The organism is Rhodopseudomonas faecalis (assembly GCF_003217325.1).
GTDB lineage: Bacteria > Pseudomonadota > Alphaproteobacteria > Rhizobiales > Xanthobacteraceae > Rhodopseudomonas > Rhodopseudomonas faecalis.
The window spans coordinates 119,799-137,094 of sequence record NZ_QJTI01000003.1 but is presented as its reverse complement, the minus strand read 5'-3'; the positions used below and the strand labels follow the sequence as shown (position 1 = coordinate 137,094).

General features: G+C 64.0%; 14 protein-coding genes. 5 read left to right on the top strand and 9 right to left on the bottom strand.

What is annotated here, in order from left to right:
* Positions 1-109: 109 nt before the first annotated feature.
* Positions 110-1,921 carry a translation elongation factor 4 gene (gene lepA, locus BJ122_RS04060; protein WP_110779873.1) on the top strand — a complete coding sequence of 604 codons (1,812 nt, stop codon included), beginning with the start codon at positions 110-112 and terminating at the stop codon, positions 1,919-1,921.
* Positions 1,922-2,142: 221 nt separating this feature from the next.
* Positions 2,143-2,994 carry an alpha/beta fold hydrolase gene (locus tag BJ122_RS04055; protein WP_110779872.1) on the top strand — a complete coding sequence of 284 codons (852 nt, stop codon included), beginning with the start codon at positions 2,143-2,145 and terminating at the stop codon, positions 2,992-2,994.
* Positions 2,995-3,014: 20 nt separating this feature from the next.
* On the opposite strand, the gene draG is transcribed toward BJ122_RS04055, so the two are convergent.
* The gene (gene draG / locus BJ122_RS04050) at positions 3,015-3,902 is read right to left on the bottom strand and encodes an ADP-ribosyl-[dinitrogen reductase] hydrolase (protein ID WP_110779871.1); all 888 of its coding nucleotides are present in this window, start codon (positions 3,900-3,902) and stop codon (positions 3,015-3,017) included.
* A gap of 33 nt (positions 3,903-3,935) precedes the next feature.
* Positions 3,936-4,769, bottom strand: coding sequence for an NAD(+)--dinitrogen-reductase ADP-D-ribosyltransferase (locus BJ122_RS04045; protein WP_110779870.1), 834 nt, complete (start codon positions 4,767-4,769; stop codon positions 3,936-3,938).
* Positions 4,770-4,939: 170 nt separating this feature from the next.
* Between BJ122_RS04045 and BJ122_RS04040 the strand changes: the two genes are divergently transcribed.
* Positions 4,940-5,671, top strand: a complete 732-nt coding sequence (locus BJ122_RS04040; protein ID WP_110779869.1) for a type 1 glutamine amidotransferase — start codon at positions 4,940-4,942, stop codon at positions 5,669-5,671.
* Between the two features lie 228 nt (positions 5,672-5,899).
* Here BJ122_RS04040 and BJ122_RS04035 read toward each other — a convergent pair whose 3' ends face one another.
* The 6 genes from BJ122_RS04035 to BJ122_RS04010 all read right to left on the bottom strand — a co-directional run bounded on the left by BJ122_RS04035 (position 5,900) and on the right by BJ122_RS04010 (position 14,354).
* Positions 5,900-7,114, bottom strand: a complete 1,215-nt coding sequence (locus BJ122_RS04035) for an ABC transporter substrate-binding protein (protein ID WP_110779868.1) — start codon at positions 7,112-7,114, stop codon at positions 5,900-5,902.
* A 234-nt stretch (positions 7,115-7,348) separates the two neighbouring features.
* Positions 7,349-8,953, bottom strand: a complete 1,605-nt coding sequence (locus BJ122_RS04030) for an acyl-CoA synthetase (protein WP_181418873.1) — start codon at positions 8,951-8,953, stop codon at positions 7,349-7,351.
* A gap of 279 nt (positions 8,954-9,232) precedes the next feature.
* A complete protein-coding gene (locus tag BJ122_RS04025; RefSeq protein WP_110779867.1) occupies positions 9,233-10,690 on the bottom strand; it encodes a phytoene desaturase family protein in 1,458 nt (485 codons plus the stop codon).
* Positions 10,691-10,857: 167 nt separating this feature from the next.
* On the bottom strand, positions 10,858-12,054 hold the full coding sequence (locus tag BJ122_RS04020) for a hypothetical protein (RefSeq protein ID WP_110779866.1): 1,197 nt from the start codon (positions 12,052-12,054) through the stop codon (positions 10,858-10,860).
* A gap of 156 nt (positions 12,055-12,210) precedes the next feature.
* Positions 12,211-13,854 carry a chaperonin GroEL gene (gene groL, locus BJ122_RS04015; protein ID WP_110779865.1) on the bottom strand — a complete coding sequence of 548 codons (1,644 nt, stop codon included), beginning with the start codon at positions 13,852-13,854 and terminating at the stop codon, positions 12,211-12,213.
* 203 nt (positions 13,855-14,057) lie between these two features.
* On the bottom strand, positions 14,058-14,354 hold the full coding sequence (locus BJ122_RS04010) for a co-chaperone GroES (RefSeq protein WP_027278488.1): 297 nt from the start codon (positions 14,352-14,354) through the stop codon (positions 14,058-14,060).
* A gap of 338 nt (positions 14,355-14,692) precedes the next feature.
* Here BJ122_RS04010 and BJ122_RS04005 point away from each other — a divergent pair, with 338 nt between their 5' ends.
* A complete protein-coding gene (locus BJ122_RS04005) occupies positions 14,693-15,208 on the top strand; it encodes a hypothetical protein (RefSeq protein ID WP_103012220.1) in 516 nt (171 codons plus the stop codon).
* Between the two features lie 180 nt (positions 15,209-15,388).
* On the opposite strand, the gene BJ122_RS04000 is transcribed toward BJ122_RS04005, so the two are convergent.
* Positions 15,389-16,186: a protein phosphatase CheZ gene (locus BJ122_RS04000; RefSeq protein ID WP_110779864.1), complete on the bottom strand. Its 798-nt coding sequence runs from the start codon at positions 16,184-16,186 to the stop codon at positions 15,389-15,391.
* Between the two features lie 309 nt (positions 16,187-16,495).
* On the opposite strand from BJ122_RS04000, the gene BJ122_RS03995 reads away from it, so the two are divergent.
* Positions 16,496-17,284 (top strand): L,D-transpeptidase, encoded by a 789-nt coding sequence (locus BJ122_RS03995; protein WP_110779863.1) that lies wholly within the window; start codon positions 16,496-16,498, stop codon positions 17,282-17,284.
* Positions 17,285-17,296: the final 12 nt, after the last annotated feature.

Here is a 17,296-nt window from a genome sequence, read left to right as displayed (position 1 = left end):
TGCAACTGATTTTCGCGGCGGGCGCCGCCGAGATGCACCGCCCGGGAACAGCTCGTCAAGCGCGCCGGATCATCTTGCTGGTGAGAGGCGCCAATGCTATCCCGCCGCCATGAGCACCAAACCCATCGAAAACATCCGCAATTTCTCCATCGTCGCCCATATCGACCATGGCAAGTCGACGCTGGCCGATCGTCTGATCCAGATGACCGGGGCGATGACCGACCGTGAAATGGCGGGCAAGGAACAGGTGCTCGATTCGATGGATATCGAGCGCGAGCGCGGCATTACCATCAAGGCGCAGACCGTGCGCCTCACTTACCGCGCCAAGGACGGCAAGGACTACGTGTTCAATCTGATGGACACGCCCGGCCATGTCGACTTCGCCTATGAGGTGTCGCGCTCACTGGCCGCCTGCGAAGGCTCGCTTTTGGTGGTCGACGCCAGCCAGGGCGTGGAAGCGCAGACGCTGGCCAATGTCTATCACGCGCTCGACGCCAATCATGAGATCGTGCCGGTGCTCAACAAGGTCGATCTGCCGGCGGCCGAGCCTGACAAGATCAAGCAGCAGATCGAGGACGTGATCGGCCTCGACGCCTCCGACGCGGTGATGATTTCTGCCAAGACCGGCCTGGGCGTGCCCGACGTGCTGGAAGCGATCGTCAACCGGCTGCCGCCGCCCAAGGGCGACCGCGACGCCACCTTGAAGGCGCTGCTGGTTGATAGCTGGTACGACGTCTATCTCGGCGTGGTGGTGCTGGTGCGCGTGGTCGATGGCGTGCTCAAGAAGGGTCAGCGCATCCGCATGATGGGCACTGGCGCGGCTTACGATGTCGAGCGCGTCGGCTTCTTCACGCCCAAAATGGTCAATGTCGATGAACTCGGCCCCGGCGAGGTCGGCTTCATCACCGCGGCGATCAAGGAAGTCGCCGACACCCGGGTCGGCGATACCATCACCGACGACAAGAAGCCGGTGTCGGACATGCTGCCGGGCTTTAAGCCCGCGGTGCCGGTGGTGTTCTGCGGACTGTTCCCGGTTGATGCCGACGACTTTGAAACGCTGCGCGCCGCAATGGGCAAGCTGCGGCTCAACGACGCCAGCTTCTCGTTCGAGATGGAAACCTCGGCGGCGCTCGGCTTCGGTTTCCGCTGCGGCTTCCTCGGGTTGCTGCATCTGGAGATCATTCAGGAACGGCTGTCGCGCGAATTCGATCTCGATCTGATCGCGACCGCGCCGAGCGTGATCTACCGGATGCGGATGACCGACGGCACCGAGCTCGAAATTCACAACCCGGTCGATATGCCGGATGTGGTGAAGATCGCCGAGATCGAGGAGCCGTGGATCGAAGCCACCATCATGACGCCGGACGAGTATCTCGGCGCGGTGCTGAAGCTGTGCCAGGACCGCCGCGGCAACCAGAAAGAACTCACCTATGTCGGCGCCCGCGCCATGGTGAAGTACGATCTGCCGCTCAACGAAGTGGTGTTCGATTTCTACGATCGGCTGAAAAGCGTGTCGAAGGGCTACGCCTCGTTCGACTATCACCTGACCGACTACAAGGCGGCCGATCTGGTCAAGATGCAGATCCTCGTCAACAACGAGCCGGTCGACGCGCTGTCGATGCTGGTGCACCGCACCCGCGCCGAAAGCCGCGGCCGCGCCATGGTCGAGAAGATGAAGGAGCTGATCCCGCCGCACATGTTCCAGATCCCGATTCAGGCGGCGATCGGCGGCAAGATCATCGCGCGCGAGACGGTGCGCGCGCTGCGCAAGGACGTCACCGCCAAATGCTATGGCGGCGACATCACCCGTAAGCGCAAGCTGCTCGAGAAGCAGAAGGAAGGCAAAAAGAAGATGCGGCAGTTCGGCAAGGTCGAAATCCCGCAGGAAGCCTTTATTGCCGCGCTCAAGGTGGATAGTTGAGCTTTGCCTGCCTCTTGGCGCGCTGAGATGTTGCTCATCATTTAAGCGACTAGCTCACGATTGAAGGTGCCGCTGGTTCAAAGACGTGGATGGCGCGGGACGCGCCCGGCCATGACATGTGCAGAGGCTGGCCGGACCTAGCGGCTCCCTCCAGCGCAACGACATCCGACCTGATTCTTGCTATCGCTTGCCGGATCAATCCTACCCGCTAGGTGATTCGCATGGCCAAGATCGCTCGGTTGTTGGTGTCATATGCCTTCGCGCTGCTGGTCGGCGCCGGTTTGGCGATTGCCGATCCGATTTTGCCCGCGGGCAAACAGATCGCGCAGGACGCGCAGGGCCGCCCGATCTATCAGGTCGACGCCAATGGCATCGCGATCGGCTACAAGCTGATCGGCCAGGGCGAGCCGATGGTGATGATCATGGGGCTGGGCGGCACCGCCGAGAACTGGCCGCCCCAGGTCGTCGAGGCGCTGGCGCAGAAGTATCAGCTGATCCTGATGGACAATCGCGGCATGGGGCACACGACCGCCAACGACACCACTTTCAGCTATCCGCTGTTCGCCGCCGACGTGATCGGTCTGCTCGACGCGCTCGGCGTCAAGCGCAGCCATGTGCTCGGCTATTCGATGGGCAGCACGATCACACAGCAATTGCTGTTGCTGTACCCCGATCGCTTCAACAAGGCGCTGATTCACGCGACCTCGACCGATGGCAGCAACGTCGTCAAGGCGCTGCACGGCCGCGTGCCGCCCGATCCGATCGTGGCGCGGCAGGTCGAAGCCACCACGCATTGGAAAACGCCGCTCGATAAGCTGCCGTTGATCAACAATCAGGTGATGCTGGTGGTCGGCACGGCTGACAATGTCGTGGGTACTGACAGCTCGAAGACGCTAGCGGCGGCTATCCCCGGCGCCTGGCTGGTGCAGTTCAAAGGCGCGACTCATCATCTGATGTATGAGACGCCGCAAGGCTTTTCCGCAGCGGCGCGCACCTTCTTCGACACTGACGAAACGGTTACCGTGACGGCACAGCCGGACGCCTCCGTGGCTCCGCCAGCCGCGCGCCCATAATCGCCAGAGGGTTAGGAGCGCTACCCGCCGTTAGCGGCGATCGACAGCAGCCCCGGCACCTGCGCGCGGATTTCGGCGGTGATTTTGCGGTCGAGCCGCGCCAGCCATTTTGGCGGGATCGCCGCCATTCCATAAGTGGCGCCGGCCAGCATCGCCGCCAGCGCGCCGGTGGTGTCGGCATCGCCGCCCTGGTTCACGGTGCCGACCAGACAATCGGCAAAGGAGTCGGTGCTGAAATAATAATGCAGCACAGTTTTGAGCGTATCGACCACATAGGCGGTCGACTGGCCGTCATAGGGCTCGAATTTCAGCAGCCTGTGCTCGGCGATGATCTGATCGGCAATGGCGCGCGCGCCGGCCTTGTCGCCGCCCTGCAGCAGATGCTGCACCATGCGCACCAGCATGATCGCCGCGGCGTCGGATAGCGGGTGATGATGGGTGATGCGGCACTGGATCAGCGCCCAGCTTTCCGCGGTCTCCGGCTGGCCAACCGTCGCCAGCGCCACCGGCAGCACCCGCATCGCCGCGCCATTGCCGGCATCGCCCTCAAAATATGGCCCCTGGGTCGTGCCGTCGGTGATGTAGCGGCGAATGCCGCGCCGGCAGGTCGAGCCGACATCGATCGGCCGGCTTTTCAGCCAGGCGGCGAATTCCTCGCACACATCGACGACTTCCAGGCCGTTGTGGCGCAGCAGCGATCGGCCGAGCGCGATCGCCATCTCGGTGTCGTCGGTGATCTGTCCGGGTTTCAGCTTAAGCCAGCCGCCGCCGATGATGTCGCGGTGGATGCCATATTGCGCGGCGATTTCGCCCTTGGTCATGAATTCCACGGTGGCGCCGAGCGCATCGCCGATCGCAAAGCCGAGATAGGCGGCGAGCGCGCGGTCTTCGAGGCTGGCGGGGGTCATCGCGCGGCTCCGGTCATGTCAGCAACAGCTCGGCTAAAAATAGCTGGCATGGACGCGGCATTCGCCACCGATCACCAGATATTCGCTTTCGCCCTTGAGCGGGTGGGTGGCCAGCAGCGTGTTGAAGAACGCCACTTTTGGAACCGGAATCTTCGCGGTGAGGATGGTGTCGCCAAAGCAGCCGGCGATATCGCGGTCCGACGAAAACGAGGTGAGGTTGTTGAGGCGCAGCAGCACGTTATGCTTGTCGATCCGCTCGATGATCTGATGTTCCTCGAACGAATTGACGCCGCGATACAAGGTCAGGTGACTGGCGCCGGGCGCCACGAACCGGCCGAACGCCCATTGGCAGAACTCGTATAGCAGATCGAGCTGCACGTAGATCGCGTTGTTGTGGAAGCGGCTCGACATCTTCTCTTCCACATAGGTGGTCCAGGTGCGGCTGGAGATCTGCCGGATCGGCGCCTTGTGAAAGGTCGGGAAGATGCCGAACCGGCTTTCCACCCAGCCTTTCAGCACCGCGCCTTCCGGGCCGTTGCTGTCATAGCCCCAGCCTTTGATCAGGCGCAGGAACGACGACCGATAGCGGCGCTGGCCGTTGCCCCGGCCTTCCTCGCGCTGTTCGGGATCGATGCCGAACATCGCCATCATGTAGCAGGTGAACGCTTCGCCGGCTTCGGCAAGGTCGGCGGCCAAAGACAGCATCTCGAACAGCGCCGGATTCATCTCGCGCACGCCGGAGATATGCAGCGGCACCGGCTGGTCGTTGAAGCCGGCATGCGCCAGAAAATCCATCGGCACCCCGACCAGATTGGTCGAGTGGCCGATCGCGGTCGGTGCGGCCTCGGGCGTCGCGAACGGTTTCATGGCAACATCCAGGGTGCGCCGTCGCCGGCGGCCTTTCGCGCTCCATCGATGGCGGGCAAAGGGCGCCGCCGTCAAGAGCCGGAGCGGGCGGCGCGGCCTAGCCGTTAGTCGGCAGGCTCCTTGCATGAACGGGGCACGCCGGCTGCGGCACAGGATGAGGAAAGGGCACTATGCGGTTTCTGGTCTTTCAGCATGTCGCGATCGAGCATCCGGGCATTTTCCGCGAATTCTGGCGCGAGGCCGGCATTGAGTGGGATGCCGTCGAACTCGATGAAGGCGAGCCGATCCCGGAACTGAGCAATTACCAGGCACTGGTGGTGATGGGCGGGCCGATGGATGTCTGGCAGGAGGCCGAGTATCCCTGGCTGGTGCCGGAAAAAGCGGCAATTCGACGCTTCGTCACCGAACTGCAGCGGCCTTATCTCGGCATTTGCCTTGGCCATCAGCTGCTCGCGGCGGCGCTCGGCGGCACGGTTGGGCTCGGCCGCACTCCGGAGGTCGGGCTCGGCACGGTCACGCTCAGTGCCGACGGGCTGGCTGATCCGCTATTTGCCGGCTTTGCCAATCCGGTCGAGACCTTTCAGTGGCATAGTTGCGAGGTGCAGCACTTGCCGCCCGATACCGTGGTGCTGGCTGGCAATGAAGCCTGCGCGGTGCAGGCGATGCGGGTCGGGCGCCACGCCTATGGCGTGCAGTACCATGTCGAGATCACCGCGGAGACCGTACCGCAATGGCGCGAGCTGCCGGCCTATGCCGCCTCGCTCGATGCCGCGCTCGGGCCGCAGCGCGCCGCGAAGCTCACCGACGACACCGCGGCGCGGCTGCCGGCCTTTGCGCAAGCGGCCAGGCGTTTGAATGATAATTTTCTGAAGTTGGTGGCCGCGGCCAAGACCTTGGCCTGAAGTGCAAATCTTGCACAGCCTCCAAGACGCCGATGCCCGTGGCCAGTGCGGGCATCGGGAGTTAAACCAGCGGTTCCTACCATCGACACGTCATGCCCGCGCTTTGTCGCGGGCATCCACGTCTTAATAGTGGTTCAAGATGATAGTCGTGGATGGCCGGGACGAGGCCCGGCCATGACGTGCTGAGTGCTTGGTATCAATCGTCGTTGGCATAATAGGTCGTTGCTATCAGTTGGTCTTGATCAGCGGGCAGTTGCCGTCCTTGAGCGGCCGGAACGCCTGCTCGCCCGGCACTTCGGCCAGCAGCTTGTAGTAATCCCAGGGCGCTTTCGACTCTTCGGGCTTCTTGACCTCGAACAGGAACATGCTGTGCACCATGCGGCCGTCTTCGCGCAGATAGCCGTTGTCGGTGAAAGCATCGCGCACCGGCGTCTCGCGCATCTTGGCCAGCACCGGCGCCGTGTCCTTGCTGCCGGCGGCTTTCGCCGCTTTCAGGTAATGCAGCGCGGCGCTGTAGGTCGCGGCCTGGTTCATGGTCGGCATCCGCTTCATGCGCTCGAAGAACCGATTGCCAAAGGCGCGGGTGCGATCGTTGAGGTCCCAATAATAGGCTTCGGTGACGATCAGCCCCTTGGCCATCTTCAGCCCAAGGCTGTGAATATCGGAAATGAACATCACGATGCCGGCCAGCTTCTGGCCACCGGCGACGAGGCCGAATTCGGTGGCCTGCTTGATAGTGTTGATGGTGTCGCCGCCGCCATTGGCCATGCCGACGATCTTGGCTTTCGATGATTGCGCCTGCAGCAGATAGGACGAGAAGTCGGCGTTGTTGAGCGGGTGACGGGCGCTGCCCAGCACCTTGCCGCCCGCCGCCTTCACCACCTCGCCAGTGTCGCGCTCGATCGAGTGGCCGAACAGATAGTCGGCGGTGATGAAGAACCAGGTATCGCCGCCATTCTTGACGATCGCGCTGCCGACCGTGTGGGCGTTAGAATAGGTGTCGTAGGTCCAATGCGCGGTGTAGGGCGAGCACGACTTGCCGGTGATGTCCGACGACGCCGCGTCGGTGACGATCATGATCTTCTCAAAGCGCTTCGACATTTCCATCGCAGCGAGCGCGGTTGCTGAGGTCGGCAGATCGATGATCATGTCGACGCCCTCGTTCTCGTACCAGCGCCGCGCCAGCGAGGCGGCGATGTCGGCTTTGTTCTGGACATCGGCGTGGATGAATTCGATCGGCCGGCCGAACATGGTGCCGCCCATGTCCTCGATCGCCATCTTCACCGCTTCGACATTGCCCATACCGCCAATGTCGGAATAGACCGAAGAGAAATCACCGAGCAGCCCGATCTTGACGGCGCTGCCGGTTTGCGCGCTGGCGCTGCCCCCGAAAGTGATAGCAACGCACAGCGCGGCCGCGGTCGCGGCTTTCGCAAAGAACATCGTTTCCTCCGAGATTGCTGTTTTTCATTTTTTGAAATGCAATCGGCGCAGGCGCGATGTCATATGCGGCGGCGCCGTCCGTGCCGGTGGTCGCCGGCCATCCCTCCCTGATTGAGCCGTGTCGGTCCGCTCGGCTGTTTGCAGCAATCGTGGCGGTTCTGATCAGATCAGAACCGCCACGGCCGAGGCTGATGTGGGCTGAGCGTTGCGCAGTTTTTTTCCCGGCGCGAAAAGCTATTCCGCGGCCTGGCTGGCGGTTGCCTCGTAAACCCGGCGCAGGTCGCGCTTCAAGATCTTGCCGCTTGGATTGCGCGGCAGCGCTTCGGCGAAGATCACGCGCTTGGGCGATTTGAAGCCGGCGAGCTTGCTCTTGCAATGCGCGATCACTTCCTCTTCGGTGAGGGTGACGCCGCTGCGCGGCACGATGATCGCCGTCACCGCTTCGATCCAGCGCGGATCGGCAAGGCCGATCACCGCCACTTCGGACACGCCATCGAGCAGATAGATCGCTTCTTCGACCTCGCGGCTGGCGACGTTTTCGCCGCCGGACTTGATCATGTCCTTCTTGCGGTCGACCACGGTGAGATAGCCCTCGTCATCGAGCACGCCGAGATCGCCGCTGTGGAACCAGCCGCCCTCAAACGCTTGCGCGGTGCGTTCCTCATCGCGGAAGTAACCGATCATCAGTTGCGGCGAGCGATGCACGATCTCGCCGACTTCGCCGATCGCGACGTCATTGCCGAATTCGTCGATCACGCGGGTTTCGACATTGAGCACCGGCTTGCCGGCCGAGCCAGCCTTGCGGATCTGATCCTCAGGGCCGAGAATGGTCGCGGTCGGCGCAATCTCGGTCTGACCATACAGGTTCCAGAACCGCACCTGCGGCAGCCGTTCCTGCATTTCCATCAGCACCGCAACCGGCATGATCGATGCGCCGTAATAGGCTTTGCTCAGCGAGCGCAGCCGCGCCGGATCGAAAGCCGGCGAGCGCAGCAGCGCGATCCACACCGTCGGCGGCGCGAAGAACGAGGTCGCCTGATAGCGCTCGATCAGGTCGAACACCGTTTCCGGCACCGGCGCGTCGATGATGATATTGGTGGCGCCGAGCTGCACCATTGGCCCGACAAACACGTCGAGCTGCGCGCAATGGAACATCGGCATGGCGTGCACCATGATGTCGGTCGGCTTGAACTCGCAGGCCGCCACGCAGCTGGCATATTGCGCGATCACCGCGTCATGGGTCAGCATCGCGCCCTTCGGCAGCGACTCGGTGCCGCTGGTGTAGAGGATTTGCGCGAGCGCATCGTTCGGAATTTCGACCGATGCCGCTGGCGCCGCAGCGCCGCGCGCCAGCAGCGTGTCGAAGGTGATCATGCCATCCGCCGGCTCGCTAGCGCGTAGGCTCGGCAGCCAGACGAAATGCTCGACGCTGGTGTCGAGCTTGGCGGCGGCGCGAGCGGTGTCCGCCATGCCGCTATCGGTGCACAGCACCCGCGCGCCGGAATGGCGCAGGATATAGCCGATCTCCTGGGCGTTGAGCATGAAGTTGATCGGCACCAGCACCGCGCCGGCGCGCGCCACCGCGTAGCGCATCGCAGCAAAGGCGTGCGAGTTGCGCGCCAGCAGCGCGACGCGGTCACCGGGCTTGACGTCGAGCGAACCGATGCCGCGCGAGAGCTGATCACAGACCTCGTCGAACTGGCGATAGCTCCATGACAGCTCGCCGCAGATCACCGCGGTCTTGTCCGGCATGCGCCGCGCGGTGCGCCGCAGCAGCTCGGAAATAGTATGTCGTCGCGCCTGGCTGGAAATCAATTCGTCCTCCCTGGCAGCGCCCATTACGCGGCGCTGTTTTTGTCTGGCATGGCTGCCTTTTGATCGCCGACCATAACCGGATTTGCGCACCCGTCACAACAAATCCGTGTAGCAACTACCAATTGCGTCTGACGGAAAGTTGAGCCGTTGCGTGCGGAACTAAATGGGCTAAGCGATTGACAGACGGCGCCAGACGAAGGCGCGCACGTATGCCGCGCGTCGCTGCATCCCGCGGCGATGCGCGTCGCGACGCAGCGATCAGGTCGCTGCGTCGGCCTCTTCAGGACGGTGATCTGGAAGTAATCAGCTGTCGCCGAGGATCAGGTCGGCGCACACGCCGGCCGATTGCACCACGCCGCTATAGCCGCCGAGCCCGGCGAATGCCGAGGCCAGATAGAGCCCCGGCACCACGGTCCGCGGCGAGCGCGCCGGTTGGCCGGTGAGCGGCGCAAAGCCATAGACCGCGCCGCCCGGGGCGTTGAGATATTGCTGCACCGACAAAGCAGTGTTGAACGCGCTGTGCGTCACCGCGTCGGCAAGGCCCGGATAGAGGGCGTCCAGCGCCGCGACGATCGCCTGCTGCCAGCGGCTGCGCCGCGCGCGGTAATCGTCGGGCGGCACGCCCTGCCAATTGGCCGGGCTGTCGGGCCCGACCACCGACAGCACATAAGGCGGCGTCGGCACGCCGGAGTCGATTGCGGCGTAATCGACGATCGCCAGCGGTGGCAGCCGTCCGTCCGGCTCGCCGGCCATCAGCTGCGTGCCCTGCGCGTAGTCCGCAAGCCGCGTCATCCAGCTCGGCAGCACATGGGTGGAATAGGCATCGACGCCGAACTGCGTCGGCGGCTGCGACAGGCCGAGCGTCAGCGCGAACAGTGAGATCGAGGGCGGCAATGCCGCATAGCTCTCGGTCAGGGTTGCGGCTGCGGTCTCCGGCATCAGCCCAGCCAGCACCGGCGGCGCGGCGCTGCCGATCACGCATGCCGCTTCGACCTGCTGCGGATCGGAGCCATCGCGCGCGGTGTGCACGATGCCGCACGCGGCACCATTGCCATCGAGCGTGATGGCGCTGACCACGCGGCGCAGCTGCACCTCGCCGCCAGCGCGCATGATGGCGCGGGCGAGCGCACTCGACAGCCGCTGCGAGCCGCCTTTCACGAAGCGGCCGCCGCTCTGCAAAAAGCTGCCCTGCACGGCAGCGAATGCGTTCCAGGACAGTTTGGCCGGATCATCATGCAGGTAGCAGAGATTGCCGGCGATCGCGCATTTCACCGCTTCGTCGTCGCCGAACAATTGCTGAAGCCGCTGCGCCAGCGACAGTTCGCCAGCGGCCGGCAGCGCGGGCGCGGCGGCACTGGTCTGCAATTCATCGAGCAGCGTGGTGATGCCGGCTTCAGCGTGCGGGAAGCGCGCGATCAGCGCGGCGCGGGCGCGCGCAAAATCATCGGGTAGCACGAATGGCTGGCCGAGCGGGCCGCCGCGCACCTGGTACAGCGCGCCGGACGGCACCCATTCCACCATGTCGAGCACGCCAGCGCGGGTCAGCACGTCATGCTTGGGGTCCTGCGGATGCTGCGGGGCGCTGGTCAGCTGCAGCGAGCCTTCCACGAACAGGTCGCCGACCTTGTAGCTCGACGCCGCGCCGCCGACCGAATTGCCGCGCTCGATCACCAGCACCTTGCGGCCTTGGCGCGCCAAAATCGCCCCGGCGGTCAGGCCACCCAGCCCGGCGCCGATTACCACTGCGTCATAGCGCGCCATCGATCGTCACTTCCTGCCGAAATTGTTGTGGGGCGTTCATCGCGGCTTCGCCGCGGGGTGTCAAATCGGGCGATACCGAGGGTGTCACCGCTGCTCGCGCGGAAGCTACGCCATCCAGGAGCCTGGGGCGGCTTCCGGATGGCGTGCGTCAATGGCGGCTCACCGCGTCACTTCCAGGACGAATTGTCGGCGTCCCAGCGCTGCGCCTTGAATTCCTTGGCGAGCGCGTCGATCGAGTTGTTGTCGCTCTTGGGCTCGGTCTCTTCCTCGCGCGAGGAATCGTCGGACAGGCCGAGCTTGGCGCCATTGGCCTCGTCGGCGGTGGTCACGGTCGGGGTCGAGACATAGAGCATCATCTGGTCGGTGGCGCCCGGACGGTCGGGCGAGGCCAGCGCGGTGATCTCCACGGTCTCGGTCAGGCCGAGCGCCGGCATGATCGGGCTCGGCCGCTTGAAGGTCAGTGTCAGCTTGCCGCTGTCGTCGCTCCAGATCGAGGACGCCAGCGTCGCGTTCAGGGTCTTGCTGAGCACGTCGGCGACCGCCATCGCCAGCTTGTCGCGGTTGACCTTGTCGCCGCTGCGCCATTCGGCGGCGGCAAAGCGGATGGTGCGCTCCATATCGACCATGCCGCTGGTCCAGCCGGCGCTGACCACGCCCGGCGCGCTCTTGGCGCGCGCCACCAGCGCGGCGGCATGATCGGGATCGACCGCGATATTGATCACCTGATGGCCGGCGCGCAGCGCTTCGCAATTCGGGTTCAGGCTGGCGAACGACACCGCGAGGTTCTGGCCCTTCAGGCTCTTGAGGAAATCGACCGCGGCATAGAGCTTGACCCGCACCGCGACCGCTTCCGGCGACACCTCGGTAAAATCCTTGGGCGCCGCTGCGATCACGTCGTCGCCGGAATGGCTTTCCAGAAATTCCTTTTCCGACTGGTCGGAATTGTCGGTCGAGACCAGCTGCGTGGTGGTGCGGCCGATCGTGACCTCGCCTTTGAACTCAAAGGTGTCTCCGGTCGGCTTGCGGGTCATCTTGACCGCGACCGGCAGCTTGTCGACCTGGGTCTGGGTCGAGCCGCTCATGGTGGCGCCGCTGACGGCGAGATCGACCACGAAGCGGTCCTTGCGCTCAGAGCCCTTTTCGGCGGGATAGCAGACGTCGAGCGTCGCCCCGGTCACGTTTTTGCCCTGCCGGACCTCTTTCAGGATGATGTCGGCATTGCCCTCCAGCAGCCCATCCAGGGTGGTGAAATAGCGGGTTTCGCTGGCCGGGATCGCGGGAGCCTTCGGCGGTGTTTTGCCTTGTGCGAGCAGCGGCGAGGTGGCGGGAAGCAGGCAGATCAGGCCGAACAGCAGAGCGCGCATCGGAGGTCCTCGCGAGGCAAATGGCTGGATCGATCGGTGGCTGGAACGCACCACCTGAATCGGCAACGCAGTGTCCTATCAAATCCGCGCCCTCACGCCAAAAAAGAAGGCCGCCCGGAGGCGGCCTTCGCAACATTGTCAGGGGAGGGGGAGGGCTTAGAAGCCCATGCCCCCCATACCGCCCATGCCACCGCCGGCCGGCATCGCCGGGGCGTCGGCCTTCGGCAGCTCAGCGACCATGGCTTCGGTGGTCACCAGCAGCGAGGCCACCGAGGCGGCGTCCTGCAGTGCGGTGCGCACCACCTTGGCCGGATCGACGATGCCCTTGGCGAGCATTTCGACATACTCCTCGCTCTGCGCGTCGAAACCGAAGGTCTCCGACTTGCTCTCGAGGATCTTGCCGACCACGATCGAGCCTTCGACACCGGCGTTGTCGGCGATCTGGCGCACCGGGGCTTCCAGCGCCTTCAGCACGATGTTGATGCCGGCCTGCACGTCGGCATTGTCGTTGTTGATGCGGCCGACCGCCTTCTTGGCGCGCAGCAGCGCAACGCCGCCGCCCGGAACGATGCCTTCCTGCACCGCGGCGCGGGTGGCGTTGAGCGCGTCTTCGACGCGGTCCTTCTTTTCCTTCACTTCGACTTCGGTGGCGCCACCGACGCGGATCACCGCGACGCCGCCAGCGAGCTTGGCAAGACGCTCCTGCAGCTTCTCACGGTCGTAGTCCGAGGAGGTTTCCTCGATCTGCGCCTTGATCTGGGTGACGCGCGCCTCGATGTCGGCCTTCTTGCCGGCGCCGTTGACGATGGTGGTGTTTTCCTTGTCGATCACCACCTTCTTGGCGCGGCCGAGCATCTTCACGTTGACGTTCTCGAGCTTCATGCCGAGGTCTTCGGAGATCAGCTGGCCGCCGGTCAGGATCGCGATGTCTTCCATCATCGCCTTGCGGCGATCACCGAAGCCCGGCGCCTTGACGGCCGCGACCTTGAGGCCGCCGCGCAGACGGTTCACCACCAGGGTGGCGAGCGCTTCGCCCTCGACGTCCTCGGCGATGATCAGCAGCGGCTTGCCGGACTGCACCACCGCTTCCAGCACCGGCAGCATCGACTGCAGGCCCGACACCTTCTTCTCGTGCAGCAGCACATAGGCGTCGTCGAGCTCGGCGGTCATCTTCTCGGCGTTGGTCACGAAGTAGGGCGACAGGTAGCCGCGGTCGAACTTCATGCCTTCGACGATGTCGACTTCGGTCTGCAGCGACTTGTTTTCTTCGACGGTGATCACGCCCTCATTGCCGACCTTCTGCATCGCCTGGGCGATCATCTTGCCGATCGCGGCGTCGCCATTGGCGGAGATGGTGCCGACCTGGGCGATTTCGGCGGAGGAGGCGACCGGCTTGGCGCGCTTCTCGATGTCCTTGATCACCGCGGCGACCGCGGTTTCGATGCCGCGCTTCAGGTCCATCGGGTTCATGCCGGCGGCAACCGCCTTGGCACCCTCGCGGACGATCGCCTGGGCCAGCACGGTGGCGGTGGTGGTGCCGTCACCAGCGAGGTCGTTGGTCTTCGAGGCCACTTCGCGCACCATCTGCGCGCCCATGTTCTCGAACTTGTCCTCGAGCTGGATCTCCTTGGCGACGGTGACGCCGTCCTTGGTGATGCGCGGGGCGCCGAACGAACGCTCGATCAGCACGTTGCGGCCCTTCGGGCCGAGCGTCACCTTGACGGCGTTGGCGAGGGTGTCGACGCCGCGCAGCATGCGCTCGCGCGCGTCGGCGGAAAACTTAACTTCTTTGGCAGCCATAAAAATTGCTCCTGAAAGAGGGGCCCGATGGAGCGTCGTGCTCACCAATCCGGGCCGCAAAAAAAACCGAACGCCTAAACCGTCATTGCGAGCGGCGAAGCGGCCAAGCCATTGAGGGCTCGGGGCTTACGATCCGCAGCTTGCGGCGCGGGCTCGCAATGACGGGGATAGGGCCGTGTTCAAAGTCGAAGCGGGTGGGTGGCTTACGCCAGCACGCCCATGATGTCGGATTCCTTCATGATCAGCAGCTCTTCGCCGTCGAGCTTGATCTCGGTGCCCGACCACTTGCCGAACAGCACGCGATCGCCGACCTTGAGGTCGATCGGGATCAGCTTGCCGGCTTCGTCGCGGCCGCCAGGGCCAACGGCGACGATCTCGCCCTGCGACGGCTTTTCCTTGGCGGAATCTGGAATGATGATGCCGCCCTTGGTCTTGGTCTCGGCATCGATACGCTTGACCAGCACGCGGTCATGCAGGGGGCGGAAGTTGGTCTTGGCCATGGGAAATCCTTTTGGAGGAGGTTGCTTGTCACAACTCGGGTGCTGTCGAGTACCTGGTCGCAGCTCGGTTTGCGCCGGCGGGCCCGATCAGCGTGCACCCTTTGGCAGTCTCGCTGCAGGAGTGCTAATAGCGTGTCCGGGAATATGGTGTGGACCCGGTCCTGTCAAGCAAGGGCTTCTGGCGATGGTGAAGCTGGCGTAACATGCTACAGCGTCGCAGCCGAGTCGCCGTGTCCTCACGTTCGTGTCTCACGTTCACATTAGTACCGCATTGCTCAGGCAGCGGATTTGCGCTTGTCTGCGCCCGGGCGCAGCCAGCACGAGGTTTTGGGAAAATCATGGTCAGCACACGCAGCAGCGCACGCACATTCATTCATCTGGGCGCGGCCTGTCTCCTGGCGCTCTCGCTCGGGGGATGCGGCACGTTTGGCGGGTTTGGTTCGTCACAGTCGGCAGCGCCGGCCGAGCCGCCGCCGGAGCCCGAACTTCCCGCAACCATCCGGCCCGATGAGATCGTGGGGCGCTGGGGGCTGGCCTCGTTCCAGAACCCGAATGACCGCGCCCGCACCGAGGCCGCCGCGCGCAGCCAGTGCAAAAATCCCTATGTGATCGGCGCTGGCGCTTCCGGCGGCGTGATCATGCATCTCGCCGACCAGGCCACCCCGCAGGAATTGCGCCTCAAGGGCAGCAGCAGCGGCAAGAACTATATCGGTCCGCCCGGCCCGGCCGGCGGCGATCTCGACCGTGAAATCCTGTCGTTCGACGGCCGCGTGCTGGTGACCCGGTTCATCGACAAGGATGCCGCCAATCGCTACGGCAACATGGTCTACGTGCGCTGCGCGCCGCGGGCATGACGCTGAGACGGTCCGCGGCTTTCGCGCCAGGCTGACGGCGTGGTGCTGGAACTGGCGCCGCTCGGCGTGGTCGCGGCGCTGGCCTGCCTGTGGGCGCTGCGAGCGCCGGCGAGAACCCGCTAAAACAAAACCGGCCGCTTTGCAGCGGCCGGCTCGATCGATCGTATTTGGCGTTTGAGCTTAGTCGAACATCGCGTCGATGTCGTCCTGGGAGGCGTGGCCTTCCTCGCCGATCGCGCGCGGGCCGTTCAGCAGCTTGGCATCGCCTTCGCGGGTGTCGACGATCGGCGTCGAGTGCGCCTTAATGGCGTCGACGCCGCCCCAGATGTCCATCATGGTGTTGATGTGATGCTCGATGAACTTCATCGTCTGCATCACCTTGTTGATCCGCTGGCCGGTGAGATCCTGGAAGTTACAGGCCTCGAAGATCGAGATCACCTTTTCCTGGATTTCCTCGGTGAGCATCTGCTGCTGCTCGGGCGAATTAACCTTGGTCAGAGCGGTCGCTGCCTGATCGATCGCCTCGGTCGCTTCCAGAATTTGCTGGGTCGCTTCTTCCGTGCCGCCGACCACCGCGCCGAGTTCGCCGTTCAGCTTGGCCATCTCCTCGCCGGAGAAGCTCTTGCCGTGCAGCACAGCGATTTCGCGCTTGGTGCGGTTGATGGCATCGTGGATCAGGTCGAGTTCGACCTTGAGCTTTTCGCACTGCTCGATCTGAGCGCGATAGCTTTCCAGCAGCGCGTGCGCCGCGGCCATCTGCTCGTCCTTCGAAGCTTCAATCACGGCTGCGGTCGCGTCCTCGCCGGAACTGGCGGCGCGCGGTGCGTTCGCGTACTTGGCCATCTGTTCACGGATGGCGCGAAGCTCGTTCATGATCTCGCGGTGCCCTTCGCTGGTATCTTCCTCGGCAGTCAATGGCACCGGCGTGCTCCCAAGGTGAATTTCTTCAATACGAAAACGCTTGCGCTGAACGGGCATCGGGCGTGTCCTAACCTCTATCGAGAATTCCACTGATAGCGGCATCTATTTAACGACGCGTTCACGCGCCGCTGTCGCGCGAATATTGCCGCGAAAAGTCCGATTACTTGAGGTTAACCATGCATGATCGTCTTCATGCAAAATAAACTTTGAATCGACAATCCGCGGCGCTCTGCGCGCTTGGTGAATCGGAACTGAGCCGGCGTTTACCAAAGCGATGCAATTTTAAAATCAGTTGTTCACGTCCATGGCGCGGCCGTGGGCGGTTGCTGACGAACCAGTTCCGACGAAACAGTACAGAGTACGTCGATGTTGAAGAAAGCCACTCTCGCCTTGCTGGCCGGCGTGTCGTGTCTCGCCGCTGGACTGCCTTCTGCCGCTGCGCGCGATGTCTATGCTGTGGATCGGTCGCCGACCCTGTTTTACGCCGATGATCCGGCGCCGCCGCCGGTGCGGATGGCGTCGGCCCAGCGCGGCCGGATGGGCGGCGGCTTCATCGAATTCTTGTTCAGCGACGGGCCGGCGCAGCCGGGCTATGAGCCGGAACCCTATCAGCGGCAGTCGCCCTATGGCGCGCGGCAACGGCCGCTCTACGATCCGCAGCAGGTGGTGCGCGAACCGGACGACATGATCGAAGGCGCGCAGCATTCGTTCGATCCGAAATACGAAAAGCAGTTAGTGGCCTATGACGGCCGCGAAAGCGCCGGCACCATCGTGATCGATACGCCGAACAAGTTTCTGTACCTGGTGCAGGGCGATGGCCGCGCGCTGCGCTACGGCGTCGGCGTTGGCCGGCCAGGCTTCACCTGGTCGGGCGTGAAACACATTTCGGCGAAGAAGGAATGGCCGGCCTGGACGCCGCCGCCGGAAATGCTGGCGCGCCGTCCCGATCTGCCGCGCCACATGGAAGGCGGCCCGCAGAATCCGCTCGGCGCGCGCGCGATGTATCTCGGCTCGTCGCTGTATCGCATTCACGGTTCCAACGAGCCGTGGACGATCGGCACCAACGTGTCATCCGGCTGCATCCGCATGCGCAATGAGGACGTCATCGACCTCTACGAGCGCGTCAAGGTCGGCGCGCGGGTCGTGGTGATCTGATCTCGGCTCCAA